The organism is Moritella viscosa (genome assembly GCF_900120065.1).
Taxonomy (GTDB): Bacteria; Pseudomonadota; Gammaproteobacteria; order Enterobacterales; family Moritellaceae; genus Moritella; species Moritella viscosa.
Genome location: NZ_FPLG01000053.1, coordinates 93786 through 110811, shown reverse-complemented (window position 1 = coordinate 110811; position 17026 = coordinate 93786). Strand labels below are relative to the sequence as shown.

General features: G+C 39.5%; 17 protein-coding genes. All 17 read left to right on the top strand.

The features are described from left to right. The first annotated feature begins 1 nt into the window (after nucleotide 1). The 17 genes from flgC to BT797_RS08750 all read left to right on the top strand — a co-directional run bounded on the left by flgC (nucleotide 2) and on the right by BT797_RS08750 (nucleotide 17026). Nucleotides 2–421 (top strand): flagellar basal body rod protein FlgC, encoded by a 420-nt coding sequence (flgC, locus tag BT797_RS08830; protein WP_045111470.1) that lies wholly within the window; start codon nucleotides 2–4, stop codon nucleotides 419–421. Between the two features lie 16 nt (nucleotides 422–437). Next, nucleotides 438–1148 (top strand): flagellar hook assembly protein FlgD, encoded by a 711-nt coding sequence (locus BT797_RS08825; RefSeq protein ID WP_045111469.1) that lies wholly within the window; start codon nucleotides 438–440, stop codon nucleotides 1146–1148. A 22-nt stretch (nucleotides 1149–1170) separates the two neighbouring features. Then, nucleotides 1171–2478 (top strand): flagellar hook protein FlgE, encoded by a 1308-nt coding sequence (gene flgE / locus BT797_RS08820; protein ID WP_045111468.1) that lies wholly within the window; start codon nucleotides 1171–1173, stop codon nucleotides 2476–2478. 187 nt (nucleotides 2479–2665) lie between these two features. After that, on the top strand, nucleotides 2666–3409 hold the full coding sequence (flgF, locus tag BT797_RS08815) for a flagellar basal-body rod protein FlgF (RefSeq protein WP_045111467.1): 744 nt from the start codon (nucleotides 2666–2668) through the stop codon (nucleotides 3407–3409). A 49-nt stretch (nucleotides 3410–3458) separates the two neighbouring features. Next, nucleotides 3459–4247 carry a flagellar basal-body rod protein FlgG gene (gene flgG, locus BT797_RS08810; protein WP_045111466.1) on the top strand — a complete coding sequence of 263 codons (789 nt, stop codon included), beginning with the start codon at nucleotides 3459–3461 and terminating at the stop codon, nucleotides 4245–4247. A 47-nt stretch (nucleotides 4248–4294) separates the two neighbouring features. Then, on the top strand, nucleotides 4295–5050 hold the full coding sequence (locus BT797_RS08805) for a flagellar basal body L-ring protein FlgH (RefSeq protein ID WP_045111465.1): 756 nt from the start codon (nucleotides 4295–4297) through the stop codon (nucleotides 5048–5050). Between the two features lie 141 nt (nucleotides 5051–5191). Continuing rightward, nucleotides 5192–6325 (top strand): flagellar basal body P-ring protein FlgI, encoded by a 1134-nt coding sequence (locus tag BT797_RS08800; protein ID WP_045111464.1) that lies wholly within the window; start codon nucleotides 5192–5194, stop codon nucleotides 6323–6325. Between the two features lie 282 nt (nucleotides 6326–6607). Next, entirely contained in the window at nucleotides 6608–7591 is a 984-nt protein-coding gene (gene flgJ, locus BT797_RS08795) for a flagellar assembly peptidoglycan hydrolase FlgJ (protein ID WP_045111463.1), read from the top strand. Nucleotides 7592–7690: 99 nt separating this feature from the next. Then, entirely contained in the window at nucleotides 7691–9670 is a 1980-nt protein-coding gene (locus BT797_RS08790; RefSeq protein ID WP_045111462.1) for a FlgK family flagellar hook-associated protein, read from the top strand. 5 nt (nucleotides 9671–9675) lie between these two features. Further along, on the top strand, nucleotides 9676–10914 hold the full coding sequence (flgL, locus tag BT797_RS08785) for a flagellar hook-associated protein FlgL (protein ID WP_045111461.1): 1239 nt from the start codon (nucleotides 9676–9678) through the stop codon (nucleotides 10912–10914). 116 nt (nucleotides 10915–11030) lie between these two features. Continuing rightward, nucleotides 11031–11855, top strand: coding sequence for a flagellin N-terminal helical domain-containing protein (locus BT797_RS08780; protein WP_045111460.1), 825 nt, complete (start codon nucleotides 11031–11033; stop codon nucleotides 11853–11855). A gap of 421 nt (nucleotides 11856–12276) precedes the next feature. After that, nucleotides 12277–13104 (top strand): flagellin N-terminal helical domain-containing protein, encoded by an 828-nt coding sequence (locus BT797_RS08775; RefSeq protein ID WP_045111459.1) that lies wholly within the window; start codon nucleotides 12277–12279, stop codon nucleotides 13102–13104. Nucleotides 13105–13461: 357 nt separating this feature from the next. Further along, complete coding sequence (locus BT797_RS08770) at nucleotides 13462–14283, top strand: flagellin N-terminal helical domain-containing protein (RefSeq protein WP_045111458.1); 822 nt, start codon at nucleotides 13462–13464, stop codon at nucleotides 14281–14283. Nucleotides 14284–14360: 77 nt separating this feature from the next. Beyond that, complete coding sequence (locus BT797_RS08765; RefSeq protein WP_244534155.1) at nucleotides 14361–14756, top strand: flagellar protein FlaG; 396 nt, start codon at nucleotides 14361–14363, stop codon at nucleotides 14754–14756. A gap of 90 nt (nucleotides 14757–14846) precedes the next feature. Then, nucleotides 14847–16235 carry a flagellar filament capping protein FliD gene (gene fliD, locus BT797_RS08760; RefSeq protein WP_075471687.1) on the top strand — a complete coding sequence of 463 codons (1389 nt, stop codon included), beginning with the start codon at nucleotides 14847–14849 and terminating at the stop codon, nucleotides 16233–16235. A gap of 48 nt (nucleotides 16236–16283) precedes the next feature. Beyond that, nucleotides 16284–16706 carry a flagellar export chaperone FliS gene (gene fliS, locus BT797_RS08755; protein ID WP_045111455.1) on the top strand — a complete coding sequence of 141 codons (423 nt, stop codon included), beginning with the start codon at nucleotides 16284–16286 and terminating at the stop codon, nucleotides 16704–16706. After that, nucleotides 16706–17026 (top strand): hypothetical protein, encoded by a 321-nt coding sequence (locus BT797_RS08750; RefSeq protein WP_170860732.1) that lies wholly within the window; start codon nucleotides 16706–16708, stop codon nucleotides 17024–17026. The genes fliS and BT797_RS08750 overlap by 1 nt, the downstream gene beginning before the upstream one ends.

Here is a 17026-nt window from a genome sequence, read left to right as displayed (position 1 = left end):
TATGAGCTTATTTCGAGTCTTTGATGTTGCCGGTTCGGCAATGAGTGCACAATCGGTTCGTTTAAATACAACCGCGAGTAACCTTGCTAACGCGAATAGTGTGAGTAGTAGCGCCGGTGAGACCTATAAAGCACGTTATCCTATTTTCCAAGCACAATTTGATCAAGCTAATGCTGCGCAAAATGAAGCAGTTGGCGTGAATGTTGCAGGGATTGTAGAAAGTGATGCGCCATTAGTTAATGAATTTAATCCAAATCATCCATTAGCTGACGAAAATGGCTATGTATATCGTCCGAATGTAAATGTAATGGAAGAGATGGCAAATATGATTAGCGCATCTCGTTCATACCAAACTAACGTGCAAATAGCTGATTCTGCTAAACAAATGTTGAATAAGACATTAACGTTAGGCCAAGGTTAATAGAGGATATTGGGCTGTGACGACAATTAATAACAGTAATAACATAGCTGACTTTAGCAGTCAGTTTAAAGCGGATAAAAAGGATGCGGCAGAGCAAGCGGCAGAAACTACCCGCAAAGAACTCGGTCAAGAAGACTTTTTCTCATTATTAACACAAGAGCTGGCTTATCAAGACCCGTTCAAGCCTGTAGAAAACTCAGAGATGGTGGCGCAAATGGCGTCATTCACTACCGCTGATGGTATTTCTAACATGGATAGCAAGTTCGAGCAGTTAAATACGATCATGAGTTCAAATCAAGCACTGCAAGCATCGAGTCTGGTGGGTTCTAAGGTATTAGCACCTGCATCATCAGCATTTTTATCTGATGGTGAAAATGTATCTGGGCGTATTGATTTACCTCAGAATGCACCTAATTTACGCTTGCAAATTGCCAATCAAGTCGGTGAAGTCGTTAACGTTATCGATTTGGGCGAACAAAAAAGCGGTGCTATTGCCTTTGATTGGGATGGTACTGACATGAATGGCAATAAAGTGGCGGAAGGAAGTTACCGCTTAAAAGCATCGGCATCAATAGGTGGCAATGCTCAAGACCTAAAAATATCAAGTTTCCAGCATGTTGAAAGTGTCAATATCGGTAATACCGGCAACGGCATTATATTAAATTTGAAAGGTATGGGTAGTCTTCCTCTGAGCCAAGCAACAGAAGTTGCAGCTAAAACTTACTAAATTTACCGAATAAGGAAACCTTATGTCATTTAACATCGCCTTGAGTGGGATTAACGCTGCTCAGAAAGACCTTAATACAACGGCAAATAATATTGCTAACGTTAATACCACGGGTTTTAAAGAGTCTCGCGCCGAGTTTGGCGATGTTTATGCAACATCGATTTTCTCAAATGCTAAAACCTCTGTTGGTAATGGTGTAGCAACTGCTCATGTTGCACAGCAGTTCCAACAAGGTAGTTTGAACTTTACCGAGAACTCGCTTGATTTAGCGATTAACGGTAATGGTTTCTTCGTTATGTCTGATGGACTTGAGTCTATGGACCGTAATTATACGCGTGCAGGCGCCTTCAAGCTTGATGCAAATAGTTTTGTGACTAACTCAGCGGGTAATTATCTGCAAGTCTATGATGTTAATGATGATGGTTCACCAAAAGCCGTGAGTATGGCGTCAACAAAACCGCTACAAATCCCCGATACTGCGGGTGTGCCAGAATCGACTGACAATGTTGATATGACAATGAATCTACCGGCAACATCACCAGGATTAGATCCATTGCAATTTGATCCAGCTGACAGTGGCACCTATACCTCTGCGACATCTGTCTCTATTTATGATTCATTAGGTGAGTCACATACTTTATCAACTTATTATATAAAAGATGGCTCAGCGGGTGCCCCACCAAATTCTTGGTTAGAATTTAACTATGTGGATGATCAGCCTATTGATATTGTTGGTGGTCAGGCTATTGCAGCTGCACCGGGAACACCAGTAAAACCAGCGGCCATGCGAATGACGTTTGATTCATCAGGACTATTGCAACAGCAACTCCCTGCTATAGCAACGACCGTGCCACTAGGGGCTATTTTAAGCAATGGTGCGGATACGACTCAGGCGATTAACCTTAATATTAATAACCCGACTCAGTTTGCGTCTGCGTTTGAAGTTTCTAAGCTTGAGCAAGACGGGGCGACAGTGGGCCGATTAACGGGGATTGATATTGGCCCGGATGGTATGGTTGCGGCGAGTTACAGTAATGGTCGTAATGACAAGTTGGGTATGATTGCGATGGCAAAGTTTGCCAATGAGCAAGGTTTGAGCCAGACGGGTGATACGGGTTGGCGTGCATCACAACTTTCGGGTAATGCGATTGCTGGCGAAGCCAACTCTGGCACCTTTGGTAAAATTAATTCATCGGCACTAGAACAGTCTAACGTAAACTTGACGAGTGAACTTGTTGACTTAATTACGGCACAGCGTAATTATCAGGCTAACTCAAGAACGCTAGAAGTGAATTCTAAACTGCAAGATACGGTATTACAGATCCGTTAATGTAACGGGCTGTTAAGCCTTATAACAAGCGGGCTTAAACATCGTTTAAGCAATACCCGTGCACATTTTTTTGATAAAAAGCCATCCTATTTAGGGTGGCTTTTTCATTTTGGCACTTTAATTGCTTTATTACTGGTACTCAACGGGTAATTAACGATTTCAACGAAAAGTGACAGAGGATTGACGAATGGACAATATGCTTTATATCTCGATGTCGGGAGCCAAAGAAAATATGAATGCATTGGCTGTTCGTGCCAATAATATCGCCAATGTGAATACACATGGTTTTAAGGCTGATTTTGAACAAGCGCGTTCAATGCAAGCTTTTGGTGAAGGCCTACCAACCCGTGTATTTGCTATTACTGAAAGTCCAGGACAAGATTTTACTGGTGGGGGGCTACAACAAACGGGTAATGCACTTGATGTTGCGATCCAAGGTGATGGTTGGTTAAGTGTGCTGGATGATAAGAATCAGGAAAGCTATACCCGTGGGGGCAGTTTGCACATGAGTCCGACTGGTGAATTATTGACATCATCAGGCCGTCCTGTACTTGGTGAAAACGGTCCTATCGTGATCCCTGTACCCGTTGAACAAATAAAAATCCATGCTGATGGTCGTATCGAGGTTCGTCCTCAGGGGGCTCCGGCAAATGCATTGGAAGAAGTCGACCAATTAAAGCTAGTTAATCCCGACGTTCGAAATTTAGTTAAAGGCTATGATGGCATGTTTCGACAAGCTGATGGTATGCCAGCTGCCGTTGATTTAAATGTCCAAGTAGCAGGCGGTGCGTTAGAAACCAGTAATGTTAGTGCTGTTGGTGAACTCACCGGAATGATTAATTTGCAACGTCAATTTGAAATGCAGATAAAAATGATGAAAACAGCAGAAGAAAATGACAAAGCATCAGATTCACTATTACGCGTGAGTTAATTGTTCATTGATGAGTCCACACAAAATATAAATTAGACGAGGAAATGTTATGAATCCTGCATTATGGATAAGTAAAACCGGCTTAGAAGCACAGCAAATGAATATCTCAACGATTTCAAATAACTTAGCCAATGCCAGTACGGTTGGTTTTAAGAAAGAGCGTGCTATCTTTGAAGATCTGCTGTACCAAGCGATAAATCAGCCGGGTGGTCAATCTTCGCAAAATACCAAATTACCGTCTGGGTTAATGGTTGGTTCGGGTGCACGGGTTGTTGCGACCCAAAAGGATCATTCTCAAGGCAATATGCTAACGACTGATAACTCTCTGGATTTAATGGTCAGTGGCCGTGGTTTTTTCGAAATTGAAATGCCAGATGGTACTACGTCATATACCCGTAACGGTCAATTTACCTTAAATGATGAAGGGATTATCGTAACACCGGGTACGGGATATCCATTGCAACCGCAGATCCAAATACCTGCTGACGCACAAACTATTACCGTCTCGGAAGATGGCGAGATCTCCGTAAGTTTACCGGGTCAGACAAATAATCAAACCGTTGGACAAATTAATATTTCGGACTTTGTTAACCCTGGTGGTTTACAGCCAATTGGACAAAATATGTATATTCAAACGGGTGCCAGTGGTGACCCGGTACAAGGTCTTCCAAGTAATGAAGGTCTGGGGAAATTAGTGCAAGGTGCGATCGAAACATCGAATGTAAACGTGACGGAAGAATTAGTAAATCTGATTGAAAGCCAACGTGTATACGAGATGAATTCGAAAGTAATCTCAGCAGTTGATGAAATGTTAAGTTACACCAATCAACAGCTATAATTTAGCGGTTAGTCGTTAAACATTAATTAATAACATCGAGAATTATAATGCGTAATTTTATCCTTGCTCTGTTTGTTTTTATCCAGCTAACGGGTTGTGCATCTTTAATTAAAGTAAAAGAAAACATAGTCACTAAAAATCAAGACGCGACAAAAACCGAAGATGCGAAAGAACCTGCAGATGTGAATGAAACGCCACAGCAAGACTCGCCTGATTATGCACCGATTGTACCTGATGATAATCCAGTACAAGCGAAAGTAACGGGATCGTTATTTAACTCGCAATACAATAATAATATTTTTTCGGATATTAAAGCGCGCCGTGTCGGTGACATTATTACGGTCACATTGACTGAGTCAACAAGTGCTAAAAAGAAAGCCAGCTCAAACTTAGGTAAAGATAATTCGTTTGAATTAGACCCAGTTAATCTTGGTGGTGAAGAGGTGGTTATTGGCGGTTATACGATTGAAGGTAGTTTAAACCAAAAGAGTTCTTTTTCTGGAAATGGTTCTGCCGATCAGAGTAACAGCTTAGAAGGTAATATCTCTGTTACCGTTGTGCGTGTGCTACCTAATAATAACTTAGTTATTCGTGGTGAGAAGTGGCTCATGCTGAATAATGGGAGTGAGTATATTCGTCTTACTGGCTTATTACGTCCGCAAGATGTGGACGCTGATAATAAAGTCGATTCTTCTTTGATCGCGAATGCGCGTATCCAATATGGCGCAATTGATGATTTGGGAGAAGCGCAGGTACAAGGCTGGGCAACTAAATTCCTGAATGGTAATAAATGGCCTTTCTAATTTGAATCAATCTGTAAATAACATCTTGGTATGAGAATTGCTTTTAGCTCTATAACGCCCATTATTTAGCGGTTGTCATAATTTTGGCAGTAAGCTGTATAAACCAAAATAATGATAATTCTTATAGCACAGGTTATTTAGATGAAACTATCAACTCGGATTAAACGACAACATTTTTTATTCGGCATGAGCATTGTCTTGTTAAGCTTTTTTGTTGTCACGATCAATACTGCACATGCAGCGCGAATTAAAGATATAAGTTCTGTGCAAGGGGTTCGTGATAACCAATTAATCGGTTATGGTTTAGTGGTCGGTTTACCTGGCACTGGTGAAAAAAGTAATGCGTTTTCAGCGCAAAGCTTTAAAACCATGTTGAATAATTTTGGCATCACTATGCCTGAAGGTGCGAAAGTTAAAATTAAAAATGTCGCAGCCGTTGCGGTGAGTGCGGTATTACCCGCATTCACGAAACCTGGTCAAACGATTGATGTAACGGTTGCTGCTATTGGTGAAGCGAAAAGTTTACGCGGTGGTTTATTATTGCAGACCTTCCTGAAAGGTGCTGATGGACAAGTGTATGCGTTAGCGCAAGGTAGTCTTGTTGTAGGTGGCCTTGGTGTCGAGGGGAAAGATGGTTCAAAGGTGATAATTAATACGCCTACCGTCGGTCGTATCAGCAGTGGTGCTATTGTTGAAAAGGAAGTCGCTAATCCATTTGGCGATGGTGATTTTCTCACATTTAATTTACACCGTGGCGATTTCTCTAACGCGAAACGTCTTGCTGACTCAATTAATAATCTTGTCGGTCCTAATACAGCTTATCCAATGGACGCGACGTCAGTACGCGTTCTTGCTCCTCGTGATATTTCCCAGCGTGTTGCTTATTTAGCGACATTAGAAAATCTTGAATTAAAAATGGCAGATGAATCGGCAAAAATTATTGTTAATTCACGTACTGGTACCATTGTTATTGGTCAAAATGTCAGGCTAAAACCAGCTGCAATCACTCACGGTGGATTAACGGTTACCATTAATGAAACCCAAGAAGTCTCACAACCCAACGCTTTTGCTAATGGTGAAACAGTGGTAACTAATAAATCGACGATTAATGTCACCCAGGAAGATGCGCGAATGTTTAAGCTTGATGCGGGGGCGACACTCGATGATTTGATCCGCGCTGTTAATCAAGTCGGTATTGCACCGGGTGATTTAATGTCAATTTTAGAAGCGCTAAAAGATGCTGGTGCATTAGATGGGCAGTTAATTATCATTTAATGACGTTTAGTTAATTCAGTACTGTTATGACTTATTTATAAGCGCGATATCCGTGATTGGGTATCGCGCTTTTTTATATATTTTGTTTCATTGTCGAAGTTGGTCTAAGAATTGCTCTGTTATATATAAGGTTGAAGTTAATTTATTGTTTTTATTTAAGTTGTTGATTTTGTTTTATTTTAATTTATGCCAAATAAATGGCAGTGGTGTTTAAATATTAATTTAAAAATATGAATAACTAACTGAAAAATAATAACTATCGAAAATAGTAACGGGCTGGGTATGGATAATTCATTTAAAACAAATGTAAGCAGTAACGTCTTAGATACGCATAATCTGGATTCTTTGCGTAAAAGTGCGCTGAATAATGATGAAGCTGCATTGAAAGAAGTCGCAAAGCAGTTTGAGTCTTTGTTTACCAATATGCTGATGAAAAGCATGCGTGACGCGAATGCCGCATTTGAAACCGAAAGTCCAATGAATAACAACTACACCCAGTTTTATCGTGATATGCAAGATAAGCAAATGGCAGCGGATATGAGCCAATCAGGCAGTATGGGTTTAGCGGATGTGATTGTTAAGCAATTGTCGAATAATGGCGGCAATTATATGCCAGCCTCGTCATTGCAAGGGGATAGTAACCCATTGCAAAACTTACAGGCCAATAAGGTTGTAGGTAAAGGGATCGTAGAAGGTAAAGACGTTGCTTCAGTCCCGGCTATTGACGAAGAGGGGAATCCTATAGCTGATGGGAAGCAAACGAATACCACATTACCAACGGTCGAAAAGCCTCGCCAGATGCAATTCAACAGTCCTGAAGAGTTCGTCACTTCATTAGCGCCTTTTGCGGACTCGGTGGCTAAACGTTTAAATGTCTCTCCGGATGTATTACTTGCTCAAGCAGCGTTAGAAACGGGCTGGGGTAAGAAGGTATCGACTGATAATAAAGGTGATAGCTCGCATAACTTATTCAATATTAAAGCAGATAAACGTTGGGAAGGCCCGACTGCAAGTGTGGATACCTTAGAGTTTACCAACGGTGTGGCTAAACGTGAAAAACATCAATTTAGAAGTTACCAAAATTTTCAGTCGAGCTTTAATGATTTTGCTGATTTCTTGCAATCAGGCGATCGTTACAGCGACGCGTTACGTAATTCTGCTGATTCGGCACAGTTCTTGAATGGTTTACAGAACGCGGGTTATGCAACAGATCCTAACTATGCAGCGAAAATACAAAACGTCATGAAACATGATGCATTTAAATAGTCTTGCTTAGTTGAGTTACTGAATAAGTAATAACTGAATATAAAGAAATACAGATAATCTATTTTGGAGTGTTGATCTGATGGTTGGAGCAGTAATCTGATGGCAAATTTATTACAAATAGGCTCGTCTGGTGTCTTAGGTCACCAGCAAATGCTTAATACCACAGGTAATAACATTTCGAATGTTAATACGGATGGATATAGCCGTCAGCGTACCCAGCATAAATCACAAACAGATAACATGGGACTTGCTCGATCCGTCACTGGTCGAGAAGTTAATAAGTTTGCACAAGCAGAGTTATTAATTGATACCAGCGCTTCTAGTAATAAAGATAAGTTTCTTGCTGAAATTACGCGTACCGATCAAGTATTGTCTGATGATTCAAATAATATGGCGGCTGGTGTATCGCAATTATTTGAATCTTTTCACACTGCTAATGATGATCCAACCTCTATCTCTAATCGTCATTTAGTTATTTCTGATGCTCAAACATTAGCTGCCAGTTTTCGAAATGTTGGTGAACAATTAAATACTCAAGCAAAAACGGCAAATAATGAAATAACAGAAAAACCAGCATTATTAAATTCATTAATTCAAGAAGTTCATGGTTTTAATAAGCAGGTGATGACCGCTGAAAATACATCTCGAGGTGCTTCTGGGACGTTACTTGATCAGCGTGATGTTGCAATCGAAGCTCTCGCAAAAGAACTTGATATATCAACAATTATGAATGACAACAAAAGCATTTCAATTAATTTGCTTAACGGGCAACCGTTAGTAATGCAAGACAGTATCAGTCAATTTCAAGCTGTTGGTGGAGAGCCAGACCCAAGCAATATGGAACTGGTCCTAAATATCAATAAGAATACGATGCAACTACAAGATGCAGAGCTCGGCGGGCGTATTGGTGCATTATTGGAGTTTCGTGATGAAACTGTCTATAAATCATTACGTGAAATAGGTCAGATGAGCCTTGGCATTGCTGATGCGGTTAATACTCAAAATAAAATGGGCTTGGATTTAAATGGTGAAATGGGTAAAGATATTTACACCATTCCGCCAACACAAGCGAAGTATTATTCAGGTAATTCAAACCCTGCGCATATTCTCACGTCTAAATTAATTTCTGGTCAAGGTAGTTCTCTAACAACAAGTCAGTATCAAGTAATGATGACAAGCCCATTAACATTTGATGTTTATGAAATTAAAGATGGTGAGCGGAGTACTAATCCATTAGCGGTTAGTGGTGTTTATCCTGGACCTGTTGAAGTCATTGATCATGGCTTTGAGATTGATTTTTCTGCAGCCGCGGGTGGTTTTCAAAACGGTGATAAATTTTTAATGAGTCCAACGTTATTTAATCTTAACGATTATGACGTAACACGTTCTCAGCCTGAAGATATTGCCCTAGCCTCGATCTTACAAACGAAGACTGGAACTGCCAATACAACGATGAGCCGTATTTCTGTCACTGAGATCTCTGACCCCACATTATCTTTTGCTAATAACGATTTAAACAAAACAGCACCGCAGCAGATTATTGTTAATAACAGCGGTGACTTCGATATTTATGATGGCAATGGTACTTACATGGCAACCAGTTCTAGTGCCCTAAATGGACAAGATTTATTTGAGAATGCTATCCCTCCTTTAAACCCTGGCGTGGGTTATGAAATTAAGATGGATGGTAAACCAAATCCAGGCGAAAAATTCACATTAGCTTACAATCGAGATGCCATTGCAGATAACAGTAATGGTTTAAAACTTGCTGGTTTAGAGAGTGAGAATAAGTTACATAAAAGTCATACAAGTAACGGTCAAAACCAGATGACGTTTGCTGGCGGTATTTCGGCGTTGATTTCAAGTGTAGGTAACAAAACTCGTGCAGCACGTGTTGATTCTGCGGCAAACGAAGCGAAATTAATGCAAAGCCGTAATTGGATTGAAAGTGTGTCGGGGGTCAACCTTGATGAAGAAGCTGCAAATATGGTTCGTTATGAACAAGCCTACAATGCATCCGCACAAGTCGTACGTATTTCAAAAGAAATATTCGATACCATTCTGAATGCAGCGAGGTAATTAAGATGCGATTAACCAATAATCAGATTTTTTCTCGTTCGATGCAAGACATGTCGCAAACACAAAAACGTTTGAATACGGCACATTCGCAAGTGACATCACAAGAAAAATTCAGAACATCAGGTGATGCACCTGCTGAAATTGCAAAATCGAGTTACTTGAATGACGAAATCAAAAAGAATACTCAATATCAAACTAACGGCTTGATGCTAAAAGGTACGCTTGGTTTAGAAGAAACGACACTCAGTAACTTACATATAGCGATGGAACGTGGGCGTTTGCTTTCGGTTCGAGCGCTTAATGGTACCGTAGATTCGCAAGATAGATTCGCAATTTCGTTAGAAATGGAGCAGTTACAAAAAGAAGTGTTTAGTTTGGCTAATACCAAAAATGCAAATGGTGATTTTATTTTTTCAGGTACGTCATCGCATCTACAAACGTATGTCAAAGATGCTCAAACGGGACTATACACCTACCGTGGTAATGAACAAGATAATGAAATCCAAATAGCAACAAATGTCTACGTTAGTGATGGAGATAATGGTGCACGAGTTTTTGAATCTGTGCCTGCACGCTTGACTGCTGATACCAGCAATTTGACTGGTAATATCACTGCTGCGCAAGTCGAAGTGATAGAACAGGGGGAGTATGATAATTTTCATTTCAATAATTATGATCATAGTAATTTAGCAAATAATACTTTTAAGCTCAGTGTTACTGCTCCGCTGATCCCTGGTAATAGCGATACATTTGAGATCCGTGATACCAGTAATAACCTACTACAAAGCGGAAATTACGCATCTGAAAAAGGTATTCGCTTTAATGGTGTCAAGATTACAGCGGTAGGCGCTGCGCCAGGTAGTTTAGATATCTCATTAATACCACCAAAAAATATCAATATTTTAAATACATTAGAATCCTTGAAAATAGCGCTCGCTGATACTTCACTATCCAAAGATGATTTTCGCGAGCGTATGGCTGATGCGCAGGTTGGAATTGAAAATGCTCAATATGCAGTGATGTCTACTACATCTACGATTGGTGGTCGTAATAATACCATTGAACGTGTTACTCAATCTAACGAATCATTTAAAGTGATTAACCAAGAAGCGATGGCAATTCTTACCGAGGCAGATCTTGCCGCGGCAATGACTGACTTAACTAAAGAGCAAAACATTCTTGAGATGAGCTATAAGTCATTCAACAAAATCAATAACTTAAGTTTATTTAACTCGGTGTCATAGTTTGGCACACAATTTGCTATTTTAAATATATAAATAATTTATAGACTGGTACTTAAGCACGACTTACATACAAATTATGTCACTGCTTAATCACATTACATACAGAGGGAATACTAATGGCTATATATGTAAATACTAACGTTGCGTCTTTAAACTCACAACGTAATTTAACTAACTCGACGAATGCACTACAAACGTCGTTTGAACGATTATCATCAGGTAAACGAGTTAACACTGCTGCTGATGATGCTGCGGGCTTACAAATTGGCTCTCGTTTAGAAGCACAAGTAAACGGTTTGAACCAAGGTGCGCGAAATGCCAATGATGGTATCTCAATGGCACAAACTGCTGAAGGTGCGTTAGATGAAACAACCAATATGTTACAACGTATGCGTGTGCTTTCAATCCAATCTGCCAATGGCTCAAACAGTACTGCCGATCGCGAAGCGCTAAATAAAGAGTTTGGTCAGTTACAAAATGAAATTGATCGTGTAGCAAAAGATACAACGTTTGGTGGCGAGACGTTGCTTGATTCATCGTTTAACAATGATTTCCAAGTGGGTGCTGATGCTAACCAAATAATTAATGTTAAAATTACTACAAATATGAACTCACTCGGTTTAGGTGTTGGTACTGCTGCGTCTAATGTACTTACAGCTGCGGCTGCTCAAACTGCGATCCAAGATTTGGATACGGCGATTGCGTCGGTAACAGATATACGAGGTGATCTGGGTGCGAAACAAAACCGTTTCTCATCAACAATTCGTAATTTATCAAATATTTCTGAGAATGTATCGGCATCTAAATCTCGTATTATGGATGCAGACTTTGCTGCTGAATCTGCGAAACTAGCGCAAAATCAAGTATCTCAGCAAGCTGCAAGCACAATGCTAAGTCAAGCTAATCAGCAATCTCAAGTTGCTATGTCATTATTAGGCTAAGAGGGCGGGCTCCCTCTGGCCCCTTTGGGGCCGCCTAATATATTGCTTTTACCTATATCCTTATCGTTATAGTCCTATTTAAGCGTATAGGTAAAAGTATTTCCCCCATATCTTGCCATATTACATTGCGTTCTTAAGCTCAATTTCTACCATTATGTCTACCGTATTCCTTTGACTTTATTTAGCTCATGACATTTATTGCTCATTTGGAATTCCCCCCGGCACAGTGGCGGCAATTTTTTGGCTTCGTCAGTAAAAGTAAAAATATATATTTATATTTAGTAGTGGCATCCTTGTTAAATTAATTTAAAAACAATGGTTTATATTTTTATTTGTATGTTTTAATTATTTGGCACACTGATTGCTACATCTAAGGTATATAACATTTATTTAATTTGAAACGAGCGAAAAGGAAGATACCGTGGCCTTATATGTAAATACAAATGTAGCATCTTTAAATTCACAACGTAATTTGACGAATTCTACAAATGCGTTACAAACATCATTTGAGCGCCTATCTTCTGGTAAGCGTATTAACTCTGCAGCAGATGATGCGGCGGGACTACAGATCGGTTCTCGTTTAGAGTCTCAAGTTAATGGCTTAAATCAGGCTGCACGTAATGCTAATGACGGTATATCCCTTTCACAAACAGCGGAAGGTGCATTAGACGAAACTACGAATATGCTACAGCGTATGCGAGTATTATCAATTCAGTCTGCGAATGGCTCAAATAGTGCCGCAGACCGTGTTGCGCTAGATAATGAATATGGTCAACTGCAGGAAGAGATTAACCGTGTAGCGGAAGATACTACATTTGGTGGTATGAATTTATTAAATTCTACGTTTAATCAAGATTTTCAAATTGGTCCTGATGCGAATCAAATTATTAATGTGAAAATCACCATTAATATGGATGCCCTCGGTTTAGGCGTTGGTACTGCGACATCTGATATTTTGAATCCTTTAAATGCGCAAACAGCGATTGATAATCTAGATACCGCAATTGCGAAGGTAACAGAGATACGTGGTGACCTTGGTGCCAAGCAAAATCGTTTTTCATCAACGATCCGTAATTTAACCAATATCTCAGAGAATGTGTCTGCGTCTAAATCTCGAATTATGGATGCTGACTTTGCGGCTGAATCGGCAAAACTGGCGCAAAACCAAGTTTCGCAACAAGCGGCAAGTACCATGCTTAGTCAAGCAAATCAGCAATCGCAAGTGGCCATGTCATTACTACAAGGTTAATAGTTACAAGGTTAATCGCTTATTACTTTGGCTCGAAAGAGCCAAAGTAATATCGTTCTTTGTTCGTTACTTCTTGTTTATTCTTCACTTTTACGCTCCCTCTGCTTTTCTATGCTTATCAGTTATATATCTTATCTGTTACAAAATAAACTTAACAATTAAGTTGTTGAAATAAATGGGTTTTTATGTTTTTTCATGCGTTTTTTTTTGAAAGTGACTGAAAAAAATAAAAATAACTCTAAAGGATGTATTTTTATTGTCGATAACTTTCATGACGATACAAATAACTGATTATTAATAAGGGCTGTATTTTATATACACAGCAGTCCTTTACAGGATTTCTTTTAGGAGACGAATATGGCTGTTTATGTAAATACCAATGTAGCATCTTTAAATTCACAACGTCATTTAGGTAATGCTACCAACGAATTACAAACTTCTTTTCAACGTTTATCATCTGGTAAACGTATCAATAGCGCTGCGGATGATGCTGCTGGTTTACAAATCGGTTCTCGTTTAGAGTCTCAAGTAAATGGCTTAAACCAAGCATCACGAAATGCAAATGACGGTATTTCACTTGCGCAAACAGCTGAAGGCGCACTAGACGAAACAACGAACATGTTACAACGTATGCGTGTACTTTCAATTCAATCTGCCAATGGCTCAAATACTCAGGCTGACCGTGATGCACTGCAATCAGAGTTTAATGAATTGCAAACTGAAATCACACGAGTATCAGAAGATACAACGTTTGGTGGCGAAAAGTTACTTGATGGCTCATTTGATAAAGAAATTCAAGTGGGTGCTGACGCGAACCAAACTATTGCATTAAAAATGACAACAAGTATGGATGCAGCTACGTTGGCAATCGGTAGTACTACAACAAAGGTTTCAACTGCAGCGGATGCACAAACAGCAATCGCAGCATTAGATACAGCGCTTGAAACTGTGACTGGTACACGTGCAGACCTTGGTGCGAAACAAAACCGTTTTTCATCAACAATCCGTAATATTAGTAATATTTCTGAAAATGTATCAGCGTCTAAATCTCGAATTGTTGATACCGACTTTGCGTCTGAATCAGCTAAGCTTGCACAAACTCAAGTGCAACAGCAAGCGGCAAGTTCAATGCTAAGCCAAGCGAATCAAACCTCACAAGTAGCATTATCACTACTTTAATCGTTTAGCTTTATGTTTGCCCTGCACTTTGCGGGGCATTTTGGTCTTTGGGGGTTACTATGTCCATTGATAATAATATGGATAATAAGAGCATTCGTTTTCATCCTGACCCTGTAGTGACAAAAGAACCAGTCATTACGAATCCTGCCGTTTCAATTCCACCTATCGAAAACGAACTATCTGTTGAAAACCCATTATCTGAACCAGAAGTTGCGAATGATATAAATTTGGAACAAAAATTGCTAGAAGCAAAGGATACGTTACAAGCTCATTTTGATGTTAATAATAAGAAGCTAAATTTTAGTGTTCATGGTGACACTGGCCGCTTAGTTGTTAAAGTTGTTGATCCTGAAAGTGGTGAAATACTTAAAGAACTACCATCAGAAGCGGTATTAAAGATGGCAACTAACATTGAAAAGTTTCAAGACAATATATCCGCTAGTTCAGGTCTCTTATTTGATGAGATGGTTTGACTAATATAGCGTGATAGAATAGTCGGATGTTTAATGTGACAGGCAACTTATTGCCTATCACATTACTATTGATGAAAATTAAGGATACGCATGGCTGGTATTACGATGGCAGGTTCAGGTTCTGGTTTAGATCTGGAAACTATCATTACAACATTTGTAACTGCTGAAAAAACGCCAAAAGAAACACGCTTAAATAAGAAAGAAGTTGACCTTACAACGGAGTTATCTGGTATTGGTACGCTGAAATCGGGCTTGGCTGATTTTAAGGCAATTACCGGCCAATTGGGTAATGTGGATTCTTTTTATCAAAGTAAAACTAATATTCGTTATCAAGGTCGAAATATCGAGCAAGCTACTGCCGGTGGTGATAGCGCAGCGTTGCCGATCACTATCCAAACGAAAGGTGTGGTACCAAAAGGTGCATTTGATGTTGAAGTGAAGCAGCTTGCACAGGGTGCGAGATTAGAGTCTGATTTTTTACCCGGTCGAGAAACAAAACCTGGGCAGGGTATGCTGTACTTTGATGCAGGTAAAGATACTTTCCAAGTGAATGTTAATGTCACTGATACTTTACAAGATATTCAGAAAAAAATTAACGATGCGCCTGACAACTACGGTATTAGTGCCAATGTAATTAGCTCTGATCTGGGGGCTAAAATTGTCTATACCTCAGAAAAAAGCGGTAAAGAAAATGATTTATCGGTTTTCACCTCGGACTCGAGTTTGAGTGTTATTTCATCCAATATGAAGGGCCATCCAGCCACCGATGCAATTATTACGGTGGATGGAAATACTATAACTAAAGATACTAATGTCTTTAATCATGCGGTATCAGGCGTCACAATTACTGCCAATAGTTTGACTAAACTGAACGAGCCTGCCAATTTTTCAACGTCGACAGATCATGCTGCAGTGCAAGAACTCATTTATGGTTTTGTAGATGGTTATAATACCTTGATGGACAGTATTAATGTATTGACCCACCCTGAGACGGGTGTCTTGAAGTATGACTCAAGTGCACGAAGTATCAAACAGCAACTGCAGAGTATTACCGGCGGTGTGGTTAATGATGCCAACAAGAAAATAAACACTTTATATGGCGCAGGTATCTCGTTAGAAGAAGGTGGGATGTTAGCGATTAACCCATTTGGCATGAGTGGGTCTAAGTCCGGTACCCAACGTTTAAACGACGCTGTTAATGACTCATTAGATGATCTTGGCAAACTTTTTGCAGGGACTAATGGTATTGCGGCACAAGTGAATAGCGTGTTGGCTAATAGTTTGGGAAATAAGGGGATGATTTCTCAGCAGGAAAATATGCTGAGTGAGAATTTACGCGATATTGGCGATGACCGCGCTAAATTGGATCGTTATATTTCATCATTTGAAAATACGTTACGGAAGAAATATACCGCCTTAGATAATACGGTGTCACGTTATAATGCCACCGGTGATTATATTCGTAATGTATTAGGTTAATCATATTATTTTTTAGTATTTAAATAAATCAATAGTTAGGTAAAAAACATGAGAGCTAATATAAGACGTTATCAGCAAGTCAGCCGAGAAAGTGGTATTTCTACTGCTGATAACCACCAAGTGATTTTTATGTTGTTACAGGGATTATTAGATTCTGTAGCGGTAACAAAAGGCTGTATTTTACGTAAAGATATTGAAGGTAAAGCCAAAGCCATTAATAAATCAATTAATATAACATCTGGTTTGATCGATGGTATTAACCATAAGATTCACCCCGAAATTGGTGAAAATTTTGATGCGCTGTATCGTTATATACAAGTGCGTTTAAATGATGCGTCATTAGAGCGCTCAGTCGAACCGCTAGATGAAATCACTGCATTAGTCACACCGATTAAAGATGCATGGTTAAACATTCCTCAAGCGGAAAAAGAAAAAGCGGAATCTATTCGTAAGCAAGCTAGCGGTGCTTAATGATGGATGTCACTGACGTTGAATTAATGGCGAGTATATCGGCTATCTCCGCGCAAGCAAAACAAGCAATTATAGAAGAACAGTTGGCTGAATGTGATCAACTATTAATCCAACGTCAGATTTTAATTGAGCAGTTAGTCATGCGATCAAATCCTGCTCAATCCCTTAATACCCATGCTTTTCTTACTCAGTTAATGGCGGATGACCAAACGCAAATAGCCTCATTAAAAGAATCGAAAATAGCCCTTGAATCACAGCAAGTCATCACTAAGCGTAGTGCCAAATCAATTAATCGCTATCTTACTATTAAACAATTTTAG

Bases quoted from the DNA above. Each gene is read 5' to 3' on its own strand.
- flgL (WP_045111461.1), top strand. From the start codon at position 9,676: ATGCGATTAACCAATAATCAGATTTTTTCTCGTTCGATGCAAGACATG.
- BT797_RS08780 (WP_045111460.1), top strand. From the start codon at position 11,031: ATGGCTATATATGTAAATACTAACGTTGCGTCTTTAAACTCACAACGT.
- BT797_RS08790 (WP_045111462.1), top strand. From the start codon at position 7,691: ATGGCAAATTTATTACAAATAGGCTCGTCTGGTGTCTTAGGTCACCAG.
- flgJ (WP_045111463.1), top strand. From the start codon at position 6,608: ATGGATAATTCATTTAAAACAAATGTAAGCAGTAACGTCTTAGATACG.
- BT797_RS08765 (WP_244534155.1), top strand. From the start codon at position 14,361: ATGGATAATAAGAGCATTCGTTTTCATCCTGACCCTGTAGTGACAAAA.
- flgG (WP_045111466.1), top strand. From the start codon at position 3,459: ATGAATCCTGCATTATGGATAAGTAAAACCGGCTTAGAAGCACAGCAA.
- BT797_RS08770 (WP_045111458.1), top strand. From the start codon at position 13,462: ATGGCTGTTTATGTAAATACCAATGTAGCATCTTTAAATTCACAACGT.
- BT797_RS08800 (WP_045111464.1), top strand. From the start codon at position 5,192: ATGAAACTATCAACTCGGATTAAACGACAACATTTTTTATTCGGCATG.
- flgC (WP_045111470.1), top strand. From the start codon at position 2: ATGAGCTTATTTCGAGTCTTTGATGTTGCCGGTTCGGCAATGAGTGCA.
- BT797_RS08805 (WP_045111465.1), top strand. From the start codon at position 4,295: ATGCGTAATTTTATCCTTGCTCTGTTTGTTTTTATCCAGCTAACGGGT.
- BT797_RS08750 (WP_170860732.1), top strand. From the start codon at position 16,706: ATGATGGATGTCACTGACGTTGAATTAATGGCGAGTATATCGGCTATC.
- fliS (WP_045111455.1), top strand. From the start codon at position 16,284: ATGAGAGCTAATATAAGACGTTATCAGCAAGTCAGCCGAGAAAGTGGT.
- flgF (WP_045111467.1), top strand. From the start codon at position 2,666: ATGGACAATATGCTTTATATCTCGATGTCGGGAGCCAAAGAAAATATG.
- flgE (WP_045111468.1), top strand. From the start codon at position 1,171: ATGTCATTTAACATCGCCTTGAGTGGGATTAACGCTGCTCAGAAAGAC.
- fliD (WP_075471687.1), top strand. From the start codon at position 14,847: ATGGCTGGTATTACGATGGCAGGTTCAGGTTCTGGTTTAGATCTGGAA.